This window comes from Thalassospira sp. MCCC 1A03138 (assembly GCF_002115785.1).
Lineage (GTDB): Bacteria > Pseudomonadota > Alphaproteobacteria > Rhodospirillales > Thalassospiraceae > Thalassospira.
In genome coordinates, this window is sequence record NZ_JFJY01000008.1 from 11,563 (window position 1) to 31,097 (window position 19,535).

General features: G+C 55.8%; 16 protein-coding genes. 12 read left to right on the plus strand and 4 right to left on the minus strand.

Going from position 1 to position 19,535, the window contains the following annotated elements; genetic code table 11:
* Nucleotides 1-314: 314 nt before the first annotated feature.
* From tkt to TH468_RS15990, 11 genes are all read left to right on the plus strand, one after another.
* Nucleotides 315-2,297 (plus strand): transketolase, encoded by a 1,983-nt coding sequence (tkt, locus tag TH468_RS15940; RefSeq protein ID WP_085645611.1) that lies wholly within the window; start codon nt 315-317, stop codon nt 2,295-2,297.
* A 112-nt stretch (nt 2,298-2,409) separates the two neighbouring features.
* Entirely contained in the window at nt 2,410-3,417 is a 1,008-nt protein-coding gene (gene gap, locus TH468_RS15945; RefSeq protein WP_085645612.1) for a type I glyceraldehyde-3-phosphate dehydrogenase, read from the plus strand.
* A 90-nt stretch (nt 3,418-3,507) separates the two neighbouring features.
* On the plus strand, nt 3,508-3,942 hold the full coding sequence (locus TH468_RS15950) for a hypothetical protein (protein WP_085645613.1): 435 nt from the start codon (nt 3,508-3,510) through the stop codon (nt 3,940-3,942).
* A 50-nt stretch (nt 3,943-3,992) separates the two neighbouring features.
* The gene (gene thiE, locus TH468_RS15955) at nt 3,993-4,643 is read left to right on the plus strand and encodes a thiamine phosphate synthase (RefSeq protein WP_085645614.1); all 651 of its coding nucleotides are present in this window, start codon (nt 3,993-3,995) and stop codon (nt 4,641-4,643) included.
* Between the two features lie 195 nt (nt 4,644-4,838).
* Complete coding sequence (gene efp / locus TH468_RS15960) at nt 4,839-5,405, plus strand: elongation factor P (RefSeq protein ID WP_037990860.1); 567 nt, start codon at nt 4,839-4,841, stop codon at nt 5,403-5,405.
* A 54-nt stretch (nt 5,406-5,459) separates the two neighbouring features.
* Complete coding sequence (locus TH468_RS15965; protein ID WP_210402256.1) at nt 5,460-6,269, plus strand: inositol monophosphatase family protein; 810 nt, start codon at nt 5,460-5,462, stop codon at nt 6,267-6,269.
* A gap of 264 nt (nt 6,270-6,533) precedes the next feature.
* Nucleotides 6,534-7,793: an OmpA family protein gene (locus TH468_RS15970; RefSeq protein WP_085645615.1), complete on the plus strand. Its 1,260-nt coding sequence runs from the start codon at nt 6,534-6,536 to the stop codon at nt 7,791-7,793.
* Between the two features lie 12 nt (nt 7,794-7,805).
* A complete protein-coding gene (locus TH468_RS15975) occupies nt 7,806-8,990 on the plus strand; it encodes a flagellar motor protein MotA (RefSeq protein WP_085645616.1) in 1,185 nt (394 codons plus the stop codon).
* A 4-nt stretch (nt 8,991-8,994) separates the two neighbouring features.
* Nucleotides 8,995-10,158, plus strand: a complete 1,164-nt coding sequence (locus tag TH468_RS15980) for a peptidoglycan -binding protein (protein WP_085645617.1) — start codon at nt 8,995-8,997, stop codon at nt 10,156-10,158.
* 151 nt (nt 10,159-10,309) lie between these two features.
* Nucleotides 10,310-10,885 (plus strand): hypothetical protein, encoded by a 576-nt coding sequence (locus tag TH468_RS15985; protein ID WP_085645618.1) that lies wholly within the window; start codon nt 10,310-10,312, stop codon nt 10,883-10,885.
* Nucleotides 10,886-11,058: 173 nt separating this feature from the next.
* Nucleotides 11,059-12,243: a benzoate/H(+) symporter BenE family transporter gene (locus tag TH468_RS15990; protein ID WP_085645619.1), complete on the plus strand. Its 1,185-nt coding sequence runs from the start codon at nt 11,059-11,061 to the stop codon at nt 12,241-12,243.
* A gap of 55 nt (nt 12,244-12,298) precedes the next feature.
* On the opposite strand, the gene TH468_RS15995 is transcribed toward TH468_RS15990, so the two are convergent.
* Nucleotides 12,299-12,739 carry a VOC family protein gene (locus TH468_RS15995; RefSeq protein ID WP_085645620.1) on the minus strand — a complete coding sequence of 147 codons (441 nt, stop codon included), beginning with the start codon at nt 12,737-12,739 and terminating at the stop codon, nt 12,299-12,301.
* Between the two features lie 22 nt (nt 12,740-12,761).
* Complete coding sequence (locus tag TH468_RS16000; protein WP_085645621.1) at nt 12,762-13,520, minus strand: hypothetical protein; 759 nt, start codon at nt 13,518-13,520, stop codon at nt 12,762-12,764.
* A gap of 404 nt (nt 13,521-13,924) precedes the next feature.
* On the opposite strand from TH468_RS16000, the gene TH468_RS16005 reads away from it, so the two are divergent.
* Nucleotides 13,925-17,407 carry an indolepyruvate ferredoxin oxidoreductase family protein gene (locus tag TH468_RS16005; protein ID WP_085645622.1) on the plus strand — a complete coding sequence of 1,161 codons (3,483 nt, stop codon included), beginning with the start codon at nt 13,925-13,927 and terminating at the stop codon, nt 17,405-17,407.
* Between the two features lie 70 nt (nt 17,408-17,477).
* Here TH468_RS16005 and TH468_RS16010 read toward each other — a convergent pair whose 3' ends face one another.
* Together TH468_RS16010 and TH468_RS16015 are read right to left on the minus strand one after the other, a co-directional pair.
* Nucleotides 17,478-18,668, minus strand: a complete 1,191-nt coding sequence (locus TH468_RS16010; RefSeq protein WP_085645623.1) for a patatin-like phospholipase family protein — start codon at nt 18,666-18,668, stop codon at nt 17,478-17,480.
* Nucleotides 18,669-19,049: 381 nt separating this feature from the next.
* A complete protein-coding gene (locus TH468_RS16015; protein ID WP_085645624.1) occupies nt 19,050-19,514 on the minus strand; it encodes a cache domain-containing protein in 465 nt (154 codons plus the stop codon).
* Nucleotides 19,515-19,535: the final 21 nt, after the last annotated feature.

Genomic DNA, 19,535 nt, shown 5'->3' on the forward strand with positions numbered 1-19,535 from the left:
ACCGTATGGAAAAGCCCGTCATGACATGCGCAACGTTACCCGCCCCGTTCACCGAACCGAAAGGATACAGGGAACGCCGGGCCAAACGGCAACATAGGGGGCAGGATCAGGACGCGTCAACATGCACCTTGGCAACCCAGCATGTTTGTCATTTTCGTTAACCACAATTAGGACAATTGGCGCAGTTTTTCGACAGAAGCGGTTGACGGATGCCCCCCGTACGGGCATGTTCCGCGCGAATTCCGTTAACATGGAATACATGTATTAAAAGTGTTTTCATCGCCCGACCGCGAAACCCCCAGGAACCGCATCCAATGACGACGCAAACAGAACACAACCGCATGGCCAATGCCATCCGCTTTCTTTCGGCCGACGCCGTCGAAAAAGCCAATTCCGGACATCCCGGCATGCCGATGGGCATGGCAGACGTCGCGACTGTTCTTTATACCAAATTCCTGAAATTTGATCCGAAGCACCCGCACTGGCCCGATCGCGACCGTTTCATCCTGTCCGCTGGTCACGGCTCAATGCTGCTTTATTCGCTTCTGCACCTTACGGGTTACGAAGATTTCGATCTGGATCAGATCAAGAATTTCCGTCAGATGGGTTCGCGTACTGCCGGTCACCCGGAATTCGGCCATGGTGCCGGTATCGAAACCACCACTGGCCCGCTGGGTCAGGGCATTGCAACCTCGGTTGGTTTCGCGCTTGGCGAACGCATCATGAATGCGCGCTTTGGCAATGACGTTGTCGATCACTTCACTTACGTGATTGCCGGTGACGGTTGCCTCATGGAGGGCATCTCGCAGGAAGCCATTTCGATGGCCGGTCACATGAAACTGTCGAAACTGATCGTCCTGTTTGACGATAACGGCATTTCAATCGACGGCCCGACCTCGCTTTCGACGTCCGAAGATCACAAAAAACGTTTCGAAGCCGCCGGCTGGGACGTGCAGCAGATTGACGGCCATGATCCGGTCGCCATCGAAGCCGCCATTGCCAAGGCAAAAACCACCAGCACCCCCTCGATGATCGCCTGCAAAACCGTTATCGGTTTTGGCGCCCCGACCAAGGGTGGCACCTCGGCAACGCACGGATCCCCGCTTGGCGCGACCGAACTTGCCGGTGCGCGTGAAAAACTCGGCTGGACGTCTGAACCGTTCGACATTCCCGCCGACATTCTCGACGCATGGCGCAATGCCGGTGCACGCGGCAAGGCCGACTTCGATGCATGGGGTGCGCGTTTCGAAAATCTCGAAGCCTCCCTCAAAGACGAATTCGAACGCCGCGTCGAAGGCAAGCTGCCGGAAAACTGGGTCGATGCGTTTAACGACTACAAAAAGCAGATCACCGCTGAACTGCCGAAAGTCGCGACCCGCAAATCGTCCCAGAACGTTCTTGAAGTCCTCACCAAGGCAATCCCGGAAATGATCGGCGGTTCTGCCGACCTGACCGGTTCGAACAACACCAAAACCGGCGTTCAGGCCCCGATCACCGCTGATGGCGGCTATCATGGTGGCTATATCTATTACGGTATCCGTGAACACGGTATGGCTGCGGCCATGAATGGTCTCGCACTGCATGGCGGCGTTCTGCCGTATGGCGGCACCTTCCTGGTCTTCACCGACTATTGCCGCCCGGCAATCCGTCTGTCGGCCCTGATGAACCAGCGTGTTGTCTATGTCATGACCCATGATTCCATCGGTCTTGGCGAAGACGGCCCGACCCATCAGCCGGTCGAACATGTCGCATCGCTGCGCGCAATGCCGAACGTGACGGTCATCCGCCCGGCCGATGCGGTTGAAACCGCCGAAGCATGGGCAATGGCGATCACCAACGAAACCGGCCCGACCGTCATGGCGCTGACCCGTCAGAACCTGCCGACCCTGCGCACCGAATACCGCGAAGACAACCTTGTCGCGCGCGGCGGTTACGTGATTTCCGATTGCGACGGTGATCGTCAGGTCACCCTGATCGCGACCGGCTCCGAAGTCGAAATTGCCGTGAACGCACAGGCAAAACTCAAAGCCGACGGCATTAATGCTGCCGTCGTCTCCCTGCCAAGCTGGGAACTGTTCGACGCGCAGTCGCCGGAATACCGCAAGGAAGTCCTTGGCGACAAACCGCGTATCGCCATCGAAGCCCTGTCGGTCTTCGGCTGGGAAAAATACGTTGGCGACAACGGCAAAGTCATTGGCATGCACGGCTTTGGTGCCTCGGCACCGGCCGAAATCCTTTACGAGCATTTCGGCATCACCGCCGAGGCGCTGGTCAAGGCAGCCAAAGAACTCGTTTAATTCAAGGGGCCGGATCGGTAATATGCCGATCCGGCCTTTTTTCTATGGGGTTAAACCCCAAGCCGTGATTGATACTCCCCAGGTACCAATCATCATAATTTTGGAGGGATGAATGGCTATTCGCGTAGCGATTAATGGTTTTGGTCGTATTGGCCGTCTGGTTCTGCGTGCCATCGTTGAAAGCGGCCGTACCGATGTTGAAGTCGTGGCCATCAACGACCTGGGTGACGTCGCCACCAACGCACATCTTCTGAAATACGATTCCGTTCATGGCGTTCTTGCCAATGACGTCAAAGCCGAAGGCAACGACCTTGTCATCGACGGCAAGGCGATCAAGGTCTGCTCGGAACGCGATCCGGCGAACCTGCCGTGGGGCGCACTGAATGTCGATATCGCATTCGAATGCACCGGCATCTTCCTTGACGAAGCGGGTGCAGGCAAACACCTGACCGCCGGTGCCAAACGCGTTCTGATTTCCGCCCCGGCAAAGGGCGACATCAAAACCGTCGTTTACGGTGTCAACAGCGACAGCCTGACCGCATCCGACATCATCGTTTCGAACGCGTCCTGCACCACCAACTGCCTGGCACCGGTTGCAGACGTTCTGAACAAGACCGTTGGCATCACCAAGGGCTTCATGACCACCGTTCACGCCTTCACCGGTGACCAGAACACGGTCGACAGCCTGCACAAGGATCTGCGCCGCGCCCGTGCAGCATCGCTTTCGATGATCCCGACCTCGACCGGTGCAGCCAAGGCCGTTGGTCTGGTTCTTCCGGAACTCAAAGGCAAGCTTGACGGTACCGCCATCCGTGTCCCGACCCCGAACGTTTCGATGGTTGACCTGACCTTCGTTGCCGGTCGCGACACCACGGCTGATGAAATCAATGCCGCGATCAAGGACGCCGCAAACGGCCCGCTCAAAGGCGTTCTTGGCGTTTGCGATGCTCCGCTGGTCTCGATTGACTTCAACCACAACCCGAACAGCTCGACCTTTGACGTCACCCAGACCCAGGTTATCGGCGGCAACTTCGTCCGTATCCTGTCCTGGTACGACAACGAGTGGGGCTTCTCGAACCGTATGTCCGATACCGCCGTTGCAATGGCGAAGTTCCTTTAATCGGAACTTGAAACAACCTATTCGGATCAGGGCGGCCTTCGGGTCGCCCTTTCTGTTTGGCAAATCCCGACCCGGTGATATTTTGCCCCGATGAAAGACACCTCAAACCTTCTCATTCGCATCCATGGCATGGCAGGCGGCCAATCGGCCTGCCGCGTTGCAGGACGTGCGCGGATCAATCTGCTGTCGCCGGAAAATGCCGGGGCGTCGCTTGGTGCACAATGGTTTGCCACCCTGATCGCCAGATTACGAACCGACTTTCCTGATGCCCTAATCCACGGCATCCTTGATTGTCGCGGACGTCGCGCATCGGCCTTGGCCGCGATGGAGGCCGGAATTGATGCGGTCCTGATTGATGACGATCTGCCCGATGATCTGAAAGCCCGGCTTGAAAATCTCGGATCAAAGTCGGGATGCCGGATCATCACCACCCTGCCCGACCCGGATCGGATTTACGAAACCGGTGATGATCATCTGCCCGATGCGGAACTTGACCGTCGCCTTGCTGCGTTTTTGGCTGGGTGATTGCCAAAAGGGTGATGAAACGTTACATGATACTCAGTTTTTGATCAGGAATGACCATTGTGAACGCAGACGACCAAACCGGCCTTTATCTTCTGACACCGCCCAAAATCGATCTGGCCGTATTTCCGGACCGCCTGAAATCCGTGCTTGATACCGGTGCGATTGATTGTTTGCAGCTGCGTCTCAAAGACGTTTCCGATGATGAAATCCGCAAGGCAATTGATGCGATCCTGCCGCTGTGCTCGGACCGCGACATTCCCCTGATCCTTAATGACCGCCCTGATATTGCCAAAAAATCGGGCGCTGACGGTGTGCATGTCGGCGAAGAAGACGCCAGCTACGACGAAGCGCGTGCCATCATGGGCGAAGAACACATTGTCGGCGTGTCCTGCTATGACAGCCGCCATCGCGCCATGGAGCTTGGCGAAAAAGGGGCCGATTACGTGGCGTTTGGCGCGTTCTATCCGACCCAGACCAAAGAAGCCAAAACCAGCGTCACCCCCGAAATCATCGAAATCTGGACGACCTTTACCACGGTGCCCTGTGTCGCGATTGGCGGCATCACGGCCGATAACCTTGGCCCGATTGTCGAAGCCGGGGCCGATTTCATTGCCGTCACCGGCGGAGTCTGGAACCATCCGGACGGCGCTGAGGCCGGGGCAAAGGCGATCAAGGCCGCGATTGCCGCAGCTTCGGACTGAAATCCAGCCCGGTTTATCCCCTTTTTCCCACAGGGATTTCGCGACAGCCATGCGCGAATGACGGTTTGCCATGCACGCAAACCCTGATCAATCTGCTTGCAGCAAATTCGCCAAACTGGTAGTTAAGCCCGACTTTAATGGGACGGGTGTCCCGCTTACATCGTGAATCTGTGATCTGAAAGAACGGTTGGTGCCATGAAAATCAACGGCAACGAAATCCGTCCGGGTAACCTTATCGAACATAAAGGTGCCCTGTGGCGTGCGGTAAAATGCCAGGCTGTGAAGCCGGGTAAAGGCGGTGCGTTTAACCAGGTTGAACTCAAAGACATTCGTACCGGCACCAAGCTGAACGAACGTTTCCGGGCTTCGGAAACTGTCGAACGTGTTCGTCTGGAACAGAATGAATATACCTATCTGTTTGCCGATGGTGACATGATCACCTTCATGGACAGCGAAACTTTCGAACAGATCACAGTCAATGCAGAACTCGTCGGCGAACCGGCAGTATTCCTTCAGGATGGCATGGTTGTTACCATCGAATCCTTCGAAGGCGAACCGCTTGCCGTGACCCTGCCCGAACATGTTGTCTGCCAGATCGTCGAAGCCGACGCGGTTGTCAAAGGGCAGACCCAGTCTTCTTCCTTCAAGCCGGCCGTTCTTGATAATGGCGTTCGCATTCTCGTTCCGCCGCATATTGAATCGGGTACGCGCGTTGTCGTGAACACGACCGAATGCACCTATCTCGAGCGCGCCAAAGACTAAGGACATTCGTCCCTAGGCCTTCCTTTTTTACTTTCAAACACCGGGAGATGAGCCGTGCGTGGCGCCGCCCGTCGTTCAGCAAATATCAATGTCATGTTCAAGGCCGTCGAAAAGGCGGCCTATGGACTTAAACGCGACTTCGGTGAAGTCGAAAACCTTCAGGTATCGATGAAGGGCCCGGCAGATTTCGTATCTGCGGCCGATCATCGCGCCGAAAAACGCCTGCGCGAAGAACTTGAACGTTCCCGTCCGGGCTATGGTTTCCTTATGGAAGAAGGCGGCGAAATCAAGGGCTCCGATCCGGAGCACCGCTGGATCATCGATCCGCTTGATGGCACCACCAACTTCCTGCACGGCATTCCGCATTTTGCGATTTCCGTGGCCCTGCAAAAGGGTGACGAAATCATCGCTGGCATCATTTACGATGTCGCCAAGGATGAATTCTTCTGGGCCGAAAAAGGCGTTGGTGCCTATCTTGATAACCGTCGCCTGCGTGTTTCGGGCCGCCGTCGCCTGAATGAATGCGTTCTGGCATGTGGCGTTCCGCATATCGGACATGGCGATCATGCCGCGTTTGAAAAGCAGCTGCATTCTGTCATGGATCGTTGTGCCGGTGTGCGCCGTATGGGTGCCGCATCGCTTGATCTGGCCTATGTTGCCGCCGGTCGCTTTGACGGTTACTGGGAATCTCATCTTAACGCGTGGGATATCGCTGCGGGCCTTCTGATGATCACCGAAGCAGGCGGCTATGTCCGCGATGCCAAAGGTGGCACCAACATGCTTGGCACCGGCAGCGTCGTTGCAGCCAACGACTATATCCAGCCCGTGCTGGCCAAGACGCTTAAAAAAGTCGTTACCGAGTAAGTATCAGCTTTTATTACCGTTTTTTGAAAGGGCATCCCTGCTTTGGCACGGATGCCCTTTTTGCATTCACATGCATGTGCCGGTCAAAGCGGTTGTTCATCATCAAGCTCTAAGCTATGGTACTTGCCGTCTGATCATGGATTTATGCCTATGAGCAGACCGGGGTGGCACGCCAAACAAAACGATGTGCCAAAAGATCGACACAAAACTGTGCGTTATAAAAAAACGTGTTCAAACACAGGGTAACAAGGGGCCTGCGATTTGATGATGGGGTATTCCAAGATTTCGGTGCTGGCATTCATGGCCGCACTGGGCGGTAACGTGGTTGTCAGTGGCGGCGCATCCGCACAGCAATACACCCCCGTATCCGTTGACAGCAACGTACAGGTAAACTGGGATGTTGCCGACGGGTTTGGCGGACAACCGACCGTACCGAACTATCTTTCACCCTCGGTTCCGCGTGACCATATTTCGATTGCCGGCAGCGACCTGATCTATCCTGAAACCCGCCCGCATTCAGAATTCCTTGCCGCCGACCGCTTTGCGCAGGATACCGGTGGAGCAACCTATGGCGACGGATTTGAAACCATTGTCATCGACGGTTCGGGCAGCAACGACATCCCGACACAATCGCAGTTTTACGGCGTTCCCGGTGTCACCACCAGCCCGTCCTACGATGATGGCGCAAATCAGGTGATCGCCCTTAACCGGCCCCAACCCACCGCCGCACCACGCGCCAAACCGGCCAGCCCGGCCGCCGCACAGGCAGCCAGCGGCAGCGCACCGGTCCCGCTAGGCAAACCGACCCCGGCACCAAAACCGGCCCCCGCGCCAGTTGCGGAAATGGCCGAGGCCCCCAAGGCCGAACCGGCCCCGAAAGTCGAAACCAAACCGGCCGAGGTCGAACCACCAAAAGCCCCGCCGCTTCCGGCCGAGGAAACCAAACAGGCACCACCGCCGCCCGCACCTGAGCCGGTTGTACCGAACAAATCAAACGTCCCAGAGGCACCAAGCCCGGCACCTGATACCACAACCTCTCCGCAGGAAATGCTGGAACAGCGTTCAAGTAATGAACCCTCCACGCCTCCTGCACCGGCACCCGCACCTGTTGCATCGGCGCCAAGCACACCTGCACCCGCACCGAAACCGGCTGCGGAAACCGCGGCTGTTCCGCCTGCGGCCAAGGACCCGGTTGCATCCGCACCATCTGGTGCCGGTGAATACAGCCTTGCCTTCGGTTCCGGCAGTTTCGAGCTGAACAACGCCGCCCGCACCCAACTTGACAGCATCGTCAAGAACATGGGCAGCGATGAAAACATGCGCATCCAGCTTCAGGCCTATGCCGAAGGTGATTCCAACAACGCCAGCAAGGCACGCCGTCTGTCGCTTTCGCGTGCGCTGCAGGTCCGTTCCTACCTGATCGACAAAGGTGTGCGGTCCACGCGCATCGATGTCCGTGCGCTGGGCGCCAATGTGCCGTCCGGTCCGGCTGATCGTGTCGATATCAAAACCGTTCAACGCTAGGATTGATCCGTCATGAGCAATAATTCGGCCAACGGCATGGCAACCCTTCCTGTCGTGACCAAACCGGGAAGCTACCTGACGCGGATGGGGATTTTCATCGCTATCATCGCCGCCGTCGGTGCCTTGCTGTTTCCGGCACTTTCCGATGCGTTCATGGCCAACGCCGTTCTGAACGGTTTGATCCTTGGCGTGTTTGTTGTCGGTGTGATCTATACGTTCCGCATGGTTGCTGGCCTGTCGGCCGAAGTCACCTGGATCGAAGATTTCCGTCGCAACCGTCCGGGCCTGACGTCGCAGGTCCCGCCGAAACTGTTGCTGCCGATGGCCCGCATGATGGCCGAACAGCGCCGCGACCGTCCGCAACTTTCGACCATGGCGACCCGCACCATTCTGGACTCGATCCGCTCGCGTCTGGATGAAAGCCGCGAACTGTCGCGCTATGTGGTTGGCCTTCTCGTGTTCCTTGGCCTGCTTGGCACCTTCTGGGGCCTGCTTCAGACCGTCAACTCGGTTGCCAATGTCATCGGTGACGTCAATGTTGGTTCGGGCCAGAATATCGATCTGTGGTTCAACGAACTGAAACAGGGCCTTGCCGAGCCGCTTGGCGGCATGGGAACGGCGTTTTCGTCCTCGCTCTTCGGTCTTGCCGGATCGCTGGCCCTTGGCCTGATCGACATGCAGGCCGGTCAGGCTCAGAACCGCTTCTTTAACGAACTTGAAGAATGGCTTTCGGGCTTCACCCGCCTGTCTTCGGGCGGTCCGGTTTCGGATGGGGAACAGTCAGTTCCGGCCTATCTTTCTGCCCTGATCGAACAGATGGCGGATAATATGGAAGGGTTGCAAAACTCGATCCAGCGCTCCGAAAGCTCGCAGATCAAATCGCATAACACCCTGATCGATCTGGCCGACAAACTCTCGACCCTGACCGATCAGATGAAGGCCGAACAGCAGCTTATGGTCAAGCTGGCGGAAAACCAGATGCATCTGAAACCCGTGCTTGATCAGCTTTCCGATTCGATGAAAGTCGGAAGCTTCGGCATTGATGACAATACCCGCGCCCATATCCGGTCCCTCGATAACACCCTTGCCCGCGTTGGCGAAGAACTGACCATGGGCCGTCAGCAATCGACCCAGGAAATCAGAAGCGAGATCAAGCTTCTGGCCCGTACCATCGCCGCGATCGCCGAGGAGGGTTGATCGCATGACCGGGTTGTCACGCCGCCGAAATCGCGACGTCAACACCTGGCCTGGCTTTGTTGATGCCTTGGCCACCCTGTTGATGGTGATCATTTTCCTGCTGATGATTTTCGTCGTCGCGCAGGTCTATCTGGGCGCGGCCCTTTCGGGGCGTGATCAGGCGCTTAGCGACCTGACCGCACAGGTGAACGAGCTGACCAATCTCTTGTCGCTCGAACGCACCAACAATCAGCGCATGGAACTCGAACTGACACAGCTCACGACCGAGCTTTCCAATACCAGTGACCAGCGCGACGATTTGCGTGACCGCGCTGCCGCCCTCGCAAGCCAGCTTTCCGCCGCCGAATTGTCCGCTGACGAGATGGAAAAGAAACTTCTCGCAGCGCTTGCCAATCTTGAGGAAAAAGAGGCCGAGCTTAGCACCGCACGCGAAAAAGCCGACGAACAGATGGCCGATCAGGAAAGCCGCATCGCAGAACTTTCCGCACTGCTGGCCTCGCGCGCAGCCGAACTTGAAGACGAGAAAAAGCTCAGCACCGAGGCACAGGCTCAGGTCGCCGCCCTCAATCAGCAAATGCTGGCCCTGCGCCAGCAGCTTCAGAAAATCGAAGCAGCCCTCGAAGTCTCCGAACGCGAAAACGAAGACAAACAGGCCCAGATCGTCAATCTTGGACAACGCCTGAATGCCGCCCTTGCCACCAAGGTTGCCGAATTGCAGCGCTATCGTTCGGAATTCTTTGGCCGCCTGCGCGAAGTTCTGGGCGACCGTCAGGATATCCGCGTGGTTGGCGACCGCTTTGTCTTCCAGTCCGAAGTCCTGTTCACATCCGGCTCCGCCGATCTTGGCGAAGACGGTCAGGAACAGCTGGCAAAGCTTGGCGATACGCTGAAAACCATTTCGGCCGAAATCCCCGACGATATTGACTGGGTCATGCGTGTTGATGGCCACACGGATAAAGTTCCGATCCGTAACCTGAAATTCGCATCGAACTGGGAACTGTCGGCGGCACGTGCCATTTCGGTGGTCAAATTCCTGATCGAACGCGGCGTTCCGCCAAACCGGCTGGTTGCTGCGGGCTTTGGCGAATACCAGCCGCTTGATAACCGCGACGACGAAATCGCCTATCGCCGCAACCGTCGTATCGAATTCAAGATTACCGAACGGTAAGACCGGCATCATAAAGATCACCAACGGCACCCCTAGTGGGTGCCGTTGTCATTTCTGGCGCATTTCACTGGATCGGGAAAAATTCGGAACCAAGAACCACACCGGCACGTTGGTGGCTTTAGGGAGCCTTTCAATAAAAAGGAGGCCACAAATGTCCATCCTCAGGACCCGAAACGAAACCGTTGGTGTTTTTGATGACCTTCCCGCCCTGCAAAAAACCGCAGAGGATCTGGAAGAAGCCGGTTTCAAACATTCCGATCTAAGCCTGCTTGCGACCGAACGCACCATCGAAGACAAACTGGGCCATATCTATCGCAAGGTCGAAGATATCGATAACGATCCCGACATGCCCCCGCTCGCCTATACCGCGCCCACCCCGATTGGCAATGCCGAGGGCGTGCTGGTGGGCGCCCCCATGTATGCCGCTGCCTTTGGCGCTGCTGGCGTCATGATTGCCGCAGGCGGTCCGATTGCCCTGACCATCGCGGCCATTGTCGGTGCGGGCGGCGTTGGTGCCGCGGCGGGCGGTGTGGTCGCGGCCATGATCGGCAAACGATATTCCGGCGAATTGCAGGATGAACTGGATCATGGTGGTTTATTGCTTTGGGTACAGACACCCGACGAAACAAAGGAAAACCGCGCCAAAGACATCCTTGCCCGACATCAGGCCAAACTGATCGGCACCCACGAGGTGGCAAACCCGCACACCAAACGCGACATGCTTTGATCACTATCCCTGCCGCTATTGTCACCTGCCCTGAATAACCTTCTACCAAAGAAGCCCCCGGCAAATGCCTGAGGGGCTTCTTTTTTCTGGTCTGTATCGCGCCATGCCACTAAATTCACTGCGCTGCCACCGCATTTCCCATCCATCCGTTTTACCTGTTTGACGGAGCCACCATGCTGCGCGATATCTCGCCCCAAAATCTGTTCATGGGTATTCTTGCCGCCTTCGTCGGATCGGCAAGTTCCTTTGCCGTCGTCCTTCAGGGGCTTGGTGCCGTCGGTGCAACGCCCGATCAGGCGGCATCGGGCCTGATGGCGCTATCGGTCGCCATGGGGCTGTGCTCGATCTATCTGTCGCTACGCACCCGCATGCCGATCAGCATCGCATGGTCCACCCCCGGTGCGGCCTTGCTGGCAACATCCGGCGCGATTGACGGCGGTTTTGCCGTGGCCGTCGGGGCATTTATTGTTTGCGCGATCCTGATCATCATCTGCGGCATCTGGAAGCCGTTGGGCCGTGCGGTTGCCGCCATCCCCGCCCCGCTTGCCAATGCCATGCTGGCCGGTGTGTTGCTGGGCCTGTGTCTGGCACCGATCAAGGCGGTTGCCTTCAATCCGCTTCTTGGCCTGCCGATTGTCATTGCCTGGCTGGTGGTCGGGCGGATCAACCGCCTGTTTGCCGTGCCTGCGGCCTTGCTGGCCTTTATCATTGTCATGGTCGTCGGCGTCGAATTTCCCGAAAACACGCTTGGCAGCCTTGGCGGTGCCATTGTGCCGCCGGTCGAATTCGTCATGCCGGAATTCACATTGGCCGGTCTGGTCGGCATTGCCCTGCCGCTGTTTATCGTCACCATGGCATCGCAAAACATTCCCGGCACGGCCGTCCTGCGCGCCAATAATTACGACACCCCGCCCGGCCCGCTTTTTGCAACCACCGGCTTTTTCTCGTTACTTGCCGCCCCCTTTGGCGGGCATGCCGTCAACCTTGCTGCCATCATTGCCGCCCTGTGCGCGGGCGAAGACGCCCATCCCGATCCGAAAAAACGGTATTGGGCCGCGGCCTTTGGCGGGGTGTTTTACATCCTGTTCGGCTTGCTGGCCGGGCTTGTCACTGCCTTTGTCAGTCTCGCCCCCTCAATCCTGATCGAAGCGGTCGCAGGCCTTGCCCTGATCGGGGCGTTTTCCGGATCGGTGGTTGCCGCCTTCAAGGATGAAGACGCCCGCGAAGCCGCCGCCGTAACCTTCCTTGTCACCGCCGCCGGTCTATCCTTTTTCGGGGTTGCCGGGGCGTTCTGGGGATTGCTGGCCGGTGGGCTGATCCATTTCCTGACCCATCTGCGCAAAGATAAAGCCAGCTAAAACAAAAGGCCCTGCTGATTATCAGCAGGGCCTTTTTTAGTGGCGCAGTCAAAAATCATTCCGGCTGCGGGATTGTCAGGTTGCCGTTGGCATCGAGTTCCCAGAACGGGTTATACGCCACTTCCCAGGCATGCCCGTCCGGATCGCGGAAGTATCCCGAATACCCGCCCCAGAAGACCTTTTCCGCCGGTTTCTGAATGACGGCACCGGCTTTTTTCGCCTCTGCCATCACCGCATCGACCTCGGCCTCGTCGCGCGTGTTATAGGCAATCGTCAGACCGGCAAAACGGGCACCGGTATCATCCTCAAACTGCCCGTCCTTGATCAGGTCGTCCCGGCCAAACAGGCCAAGCGCAAGTCCGTTGGACAGCTGATAGAAAACCACCTGTCCCTCGACCATCTGGGTGACTTTCCAGCCAAGCCCGTCTTCGTAAAACCGCCGCGACCGGTCAAGGTCCGCAACACCAAGTGTAATCAGCGATACACGTTGATCCATTAAACCCTCCCCACAGAAAATGCTAATGTTGGCGCAAGTTTGATATATATTCCTCTTCTGGAAAATCACCCGATCGCCGGTAGACAGCAAAATCTAGAGAATTAATTTTGGGTTTCCGAAAAAAGAACGAATTTTTTAGCCGGTTACCTTTTTGCGATAGCTCCTCTACAAGCAAGTATGAGTAAGCTGCACAACTAATTACAGCTATTTCCATCTGCTGAACAAAATCTACGTGCCGGGTGTCCGTATAGCCGGATTGCAAATGTCTGCCTAAAAAACGATACGCCGAATCTTCATGGTCGTTGGATTGGTTGCTAATCCACCCGTCAATCAGGTTGTTATAGTTCTCTAGCGTGGCTTCCAATACCTTGAAAGCTCTAACAATCGCATAGAAATATAAAAGCATACTTCCTGATGCGTCCAAATCCTTATGAAGGATCGCGGATAATTCTTCGATTGGCGGAGAAATACGCGGAAGATTAATATATTCAAGCTCTATATGAATTTGATCCACATCACCATTTATTTCACTTCTTTCTAAGAGTTCATCAAGTTTTTCGTTTTCTCTGCTTATAAAAGATTGAATTTTATTCAGATGCTGAACTTTTAATTGGAGAACGGAATCGCATACGGCTGCCGAAGCGGCGAGAGCGCCATTTATCGCCCTTACTTGCCGACGCCTATAAGCTAAATCCTCTTTTACAAGTAAGAACAGTTGTGTGCTAGCCGCGCCAATAACTGCCCCAAGAACCGAACTGGCCGTTACTATGTTTGGCTCCATATATCCCCCTCGTACTTTCACGTGAAAATTTATCCGACTCTATTGATATTAGACATTGTTGTTCGGAACTCCATCTACGACGCATCGCAGCACACTCGCAATAAAATTGCGCGTAAATCGGTACCGGAATAAGTAAATATTAAGTTGACCCAACGTCAACCTATGCAATCAAGCGTTTTGCACATTGCAATGCGAGTTGATTTGAAAAAAGGTCAGCATTCATTACCATTATCCTGTCAGACAGCGATCCGTCCCGACCAAACGCCAAAACCGGAACGCCAATGACAGCAAAGAGAATTTTACGGGCCATACCAAAACGCTGCGCGTAAACTTATATCAATAAAAGCAGCGCAACTGGCCCACACGACCCCGCAATCAGAGAGAGATCCCGAGGGAGACTGGTCATGGCACAATTGGCGGCAATTAGCCTTGATGACAAATATACGCTTGAAGAAGGCCGGGTCTATTTGACCGGTATCCAGGCGTTGGTTCGATTGCCCCTGATGCAGCGCCAGCTTGACGCGCGCGCAGGCCTGAACACTGCCGGATGTATTTCCGGTTATCGCGGGTCACCACTGGGCGGCCTTGATCAGCAGCTTTGGCGCGCCAAAAAATTCCTGACCCGACAGCAGATCGAATTTCAGGCCGGTGTGAACGAAGACCTTGCCGCCACCGTCGTCTGGGGCAGCCAGCAGGTCAATATGTACAAGGACGCCAAATATGATGGCGTCTTTGGCATGTGGTATGGCAAGGGGCCGGGTGTTGACCGGTCGGGCGATGTTTTCAAACACGCCAACTATGCCGGTACGTCCAAACATGGCGGCGTTCTGGTTCTGGCCGGTGATGACCATTCCTGCAAATCATCCACCCTGCCCCATCAGACCGAATATGCCTTTATCGATGCGCAAATCCCGGTTCTGAACCCGTCGGGGGTTCAGGATATCCTTGATTTCGGGATCCATGGCTGGGCCATGAGCCGCTATTCCGGCTGCTGGGTTGCGATGAAAACCATCGCCGAAACGGTTGAAAGTTCGGCCGCGGTCGATGTCGCGCCCGATCGCATCACGCCGGTCATCCCCGATAATTTCGACATGCCCGAAGGCGGGCTCCATATCCGTTGGCCCGACACGCCAAAGGATCAGGAACACCGCCTGATGAAATACAAGCTCTATGCCGCCCTTGCCTATGCGCGCGCCAACAAGCTGAACAAAACCGTCATCGACAGCCCGAATGCACGGCTTGGCATCATTACGACCGGCAAGGCATATCTCGATGTCATGCAGGCATTTGATGACCTTGGCATATCCGAGGCCGATGCCGCCAAGATCGGTATTCGTGTGCTGAAGGTCGGTATGAGCTGGCCGCTCAACCGCGACGATGTGCGCGAATTTGCCATGGGGCTTGAGGAAATCATCGTCGTCGAGGAAAAACGCGCGGTGATGGAAAATCAGGTCAAGGAACAGCTTTATAACTGGCGCGAAGATGTCCGCCCGACCGTGATCGGCAAATTCGATGAAAAGGGCGAATGGATTCTGCCCTCGATGGATGAACTGACCCCGGCGCGTATCGCCGTTGTGCTGGCACAGCGCATCAAGCGTTTCTATGACAGCCCGAAAATCCACGAACGCATCGACTGGCTGGAACAGAAAGAACGCGAAATCGCCGAACCGCGCCCGGATGTCGCGCGCATTCCGTGGTTCTGTCCGGGTTGCCCGCATAACAGCTCGACCAAGGTGCCCGAAGGCAGCCGCGCCATGGCCGGGATCGGGTGCCATTACATGGTCAACTGGATGGACCGTTCGACCGAAACCTTTACCCATATGGGCGGCGAAGGTGTCACCTGGATCGGGCAGGCCCCGTTCACCAATGAAAAGCACGTTTTCCAGAACCTTGGCGATGGCACCTATTACCATTCCGGGTCGCTTGCGGTGCGCGCCGCCGTCGCGGCCGGTGTCAACATCACCTATAAAATCCTGTTTAACGATGCGGTCGCCATGACCGGGGGCCAGCCGGTTGACGGTCCGCTGACCGTACCGCAAATCACCCGTCAGATGGCCGATGAAGGCGTGAAACGCATCATCGTTCTATCCGATGAACCCGATAAATATCCGGTCGCATCGCATTTCGCCGATGGTGTTGATATCCGCCATCGCGACGAACTGGAAAACACCCAGAAAGAACTGCGTGAAATCGAAGGTGTGACCATCCTGATCTTTGATCAGACCTGTGCCGCCGAAAAACGCCGTCGTCGCAAACGCAAACTGATGGTCGATCCGCCCAAACGGGTCTTCATCAATGATCTGGTGTGCGAGGGCTGCGGCGATTGCGGTGAAAAATCCAACTGTCTTGCGGTTGTGCCGGTCGAAACCGAATTTGGCCGCAAGCGCGCCATTGACCAGTCGGCCTGTAACAAGGATTTCTCCTGCCTGAATGGCTTCTGCCCAAGCTTTGTCACCATCGAAGGTGGATCGCTGCGCAAACCCGAAGCCGCCGCCAAAAGCGGTAATGCAGGCGATGCCATCTTCGCCAGCCTGCCGCGCCCGCCCCTGCCCGATATCACCGATCCGTGGTCGGTTCTGATCACGGGTGTTGGCGGCACGGGTGTCGTGACCATCGGGGCCCTGCTTGGCATGGCCGCCCATATCGAGGGCAAGGGCATTGTCGGCCTTGATATGGCGGGCTTGGCGCAAAAAGGCGGTGCGGTCGTAAGCCACATCCGTTTTGCCGATACGCAGGAAAAACTCCATGCCGCACGCATTCCGGCGGGCGAGGCCAATGTGGTGCTGGGCTGTGATCTTCTGGTCGCGGCAAGCTTCGAAGGCCTTGCCAAGATGCGCCGCAACTTTACCCAGGCCGTGATCAACACCCACGAAACCGTCACCGGTGCCTTTACCCGCAACCCCGATTTCCAGCTGAAATCGAACGAGCATATGAAGGTCATATCCGATGCCTGTGGCACGGATGCGGTGAATTTCGTCGAAGGCAGTGATATCGCCACCCGCCTGATGGGCAATTCGATTGCCACCAACCTGTTCATGCTGGGTGTCGCATGGCAACGCGGTCTGATCCCGATCACCGAAGAAGCCCTGATGCAGGCGATTGATCTCAACGGTGTCGCGATTGATATGAACAAACAGTCCTTCTATTGGGGCCGCCTGTTTGCCCATGATCCGAAACGCGTGCTTGATGTCATCGGCCCGAACGAGGCGGAGGCACACCCGATTGCCACCACGCTTTCCGACATGGTTGCCAAACGCAAGGCCTTCCTGACCGATTATCAGAACGCATCCTATGCCAACCGGTTTGTCGCACTGGTCGACAGGGTCGCGGCGGCTGAAAAACGCCTTGATGGCGGTGATGATCTGGCCCGGACGGTGGCGAAATATTACTTCAAACTGCTCGCCTACAAGGACGAGTATGAAGTCGCCCGTCTTTATACCGATCCGGCCTTCAGGGCCAAACTCGCCAAGAACTTCACCGGCGATTACAAAATCCGGTTCCATCTGGCCCCACCGGCCCTTGCAGACAGGGACCCGGAAACCGGCCACCTGAAAAAGCAGGCCTTTGGCCCCTGGATGATGAGTGCCTTTGGCATTCTTGCGAAATTCAAGTTCCTGCGCGGCACGGCACTAGATCCGTTCGGTCGTACCCATGAGCGCAAAATGGAACGTCAATTGATCGCCGATTACGAGGCACTGGTGAACGAGGTCATCACTGGCCTTAACCATGACAATGCCCGGATTGCAAATGCCCTTCTGGCCCTGCCCGAACAGATCCGTGGTTATGGCCATATCAAGGATGGCAATATCGACAAGGTCAAAACCCGCGAGGCCGAACTGCTGGAACAGTTCCGCAACCCGCCGGAACATCTGAAAGCTGCGGAATAACGCGGCCTTCCAAAAATCTGGCAAAAATCAAAGGGGCCGCATGATCAGCGGCCCCTTTTTTATGTTGATGTTACGCCAGTCGCGGCCGTGGCCCGCCCAGCGGGAAATGCAGATCGGGCAGAACCCGTGCCGCGCGACGGCGCAGATCACGCACCGGATGTTCGCGAAGCTGCCGGCTGCGGTAACTTGCAATCATGTCATCGGTCGCCTGATAGCCGTCATCAATCCCGCGATCAAGGTTCTCCCACGTCCAGTCGTAATTGATATGGGGTGAAACCGGGATTTCGATGATGTCGATCTTGCGCCCGCTTTCGGCGACTTCACGCTTGAAGGCCTTGACGGCATCCTCGCTTGCCGATGCGGCAAACAGCATGATCAGGTTATTCAGCGCGTCATAAAGATTTTCCGGCTGACGCACCTGCTTAAGGTCCAGAATACGGCTGACCCAGACTTCCTCGACATCGGGATGATGGTGCAGGAAGTCAAAGAAATTGACCGTATCAACCGTCGCCCCCTCGCAATAGGTATCGCCGTTTATTTCAACCGGTTCCTCGATAAACGGCAGGGCCGAACAGGCACACAGCGTCTGCGCATTCATCTGCGGCAGATTGTAATGATCGGGCTTGTTGGTAAACAGCTCTAACCGCTGCTGTGTCAGGTTATAGGCATTGTGGAAAAGGGCCGGTTTATCGGGCTGATACAACCGGTCGAAATCAAGCCGATCCAGGAACATGCTGTCGGGCGAATATATTTTCGCCAATCCCTTGGTCTTGGTCTGGTACATCGCACCGATCATGAAGCGCGACAGCGGATTGACCGCCAGAATACCGTTCAACAGCACATCGTTAAGGTTATGGGGCGTCCAGTATTTCGGATTGCCCATGAAATGGCGGACATGCTCGGCGGCCTCACCGATGGCTTCGGGGACGATCAGCCCCTGATAGCTGCCCGGGTTAAAGAAATAGGAAAGCCGGTTGGCGAAATCGGAAAAGAAATCCGGCGCAAAGGCCGATGCAATTGGAAAGCGTTCATAAACGCTTGCCGGGCGGAATATCTTGCGGAAAAACCCGATCGTCTGATCAAGTTCCTGTCCTTCGTCCGCCTGATGCCAGGCCACCGAAAGCCACGCACCGATGCAGGCAGATGACCAGATATCGAACGTGATATCGGGTTCCTGCTGAAGTCGTTTCAGAACCCCGATACTTAATCCGACGGCAGGTCCACCGCCGGACAAAAAGATCGCCCGCTTGATTTTTCTCACAGCTATCTCCCACTCATTTGTCGTTAAACGACTGAACACCCGAACGCTGCGTTGGAATAACGCCGCAGTTGCCAGCGCTTCCACCCAGGAGATATCGGCCCGTCTTGCGCGGACCTATGAAGCTAAGAACGATTATAACCTATTCAATATTTAAGATAATTTACCATTCGACATCAAACTTATGAAAGTTTGGAACAAATATAGACTATCGAATAGTGTGACATCCCAAATATCTATACCAGTAAAATGCTTCGTAACTTTTATTTCACTATTTATGTGATGACCGTCACAGGAAAAAATATACTTCCATGATTGCCAAGATCATAAATAAAGAAGGCCGCCACGTGGGCGACCTTCTGTAATTCCACGATTCGGCACCGATTATTCGTAATAACCGACCATAAAGATTTTGCCGTCATGCGGCTTTACCCAGGTTTTCTTTTCGGCAAGTTTCTTGGTTTCCGGGTGGGTCCAGGTATAGTTGGACCAGCCGCCATCCGGGTTCGTCTTGCCGGTTTCCACCATGTCGCGAATGATGAAATTGCTGTTCACATCCTGAAGATCCCAGATTTTCGGATTGTTGATCAGCTTCGGATTGATCGCATGGGTCAGGAACGTGCCCTTTTCGCCGTCGGCGACAATCACATAATATTCGTCAAAAACATATTCGCCGTCCTTGTCATTGAACGCGGCAAAGGACTGGTCCTGTCCGACCTGATCGTAGAGTGCGATGGCCTTATCAACCAGCCCCTGTGCGGTTGCCGCCTTGTCCTGGGCCTGTGCAAGGCCGGTGGTCAGGCAAAGTGCGGTCACGGCAGATACAAAAAGACGCATAAGTGTTTTCATCAGGTAATCCCCTTTGATGAA

Coding starts and splice junctions, on each gene's coding strand:
- tkt (WP_085645611.1), top strand. CDS start 315: ATGACGACGCAAACAGAACACAACCGCATGGCCAATGCCATCCGCTTT.
- gap (WP_085645612.1), top strand. CDS start 2,410: ATGGCTATTCGCGTAGCGATTAATGGTTTTGGTCGTATTGGCCGTCTG.
- TH468_RS15950 (WP_085645613.1), top strand. CDS start 3,508: ATGAAAGACACCTCAAACCTTCTCATTCGCATCCATGGCATGGCAGGC.
- thiE (WP_085645614.1), top strand. CDS start 3,993: ATGACCATTGTGAACGCAGACGACCAAACCGGCCTTTATCTTCTGACA.
- efp (WP_037990860.1), top strand. CDS start 4,839: ATGAAAATCAACGGCAACGAAATCCGTCCGGGTAACCTTATCGAACAT.
- TH468_RS15970 (WP_085645615.1), top strand. CDS start 6,534: ATGATGGGGTATTCCAAGATTTCGGTGCTGGCATTCATGGCCGCACTG.
- TH468_RS15975 (WP_085645616.1), top strand. CDS start 7,806: ATGAGCAATAATTCGGCCAACGGCATGGCAACCCTTCCTGTCGTGACC.
- TH468_RS15980 (WP_085645617.1), top strand. CDS start 8,995: ATGACCGGGTTGTCACGCCGCCGAAATCGCGACGTCAACACCTGGCCT.
- TH468_RS15985 (WP_085645618.1), top strand. CDS start 10,310: ATGTCCATCCTCAGGACCCGAAACGAAACCGTTGGTGTTTTTGATGAC.
- TH468_RS15990 (WP_085645619.1), top strand. CDS start 11,059: ATGCTGCGCGATATCTCGCCCCAAAATCTGTTCATGGGTATTCTTGCC.
- TH468_RS15995 (WP_085645620.1), bottom strand. CDS start 12,739: ATGGATCAACGTGTATCGCTGATTACACTTGGTGTTGCGGACCTTGAC.
- TH468_RS16000 (WP_085645621.1), bottom strand. CDS start 13,520: ATGGAGCCAAACATAGTAACGGCCAGTTCGGTTCTTGGGGCAGTTATT.
- TH468_RS16005 (WP_085645622.1), top strand. CDS start 13,925: ATGGCACAATTGGCGGCAATTAGCCTTGATGACAAATATACGCTTGAA.
- TH468_RS16015 (WP_085645624.1), bottom strand. CDS start 19,514: ATGAAAACACTTATGCGTCTTTTTGTATCTGCCGTGACCGCACTTTGC.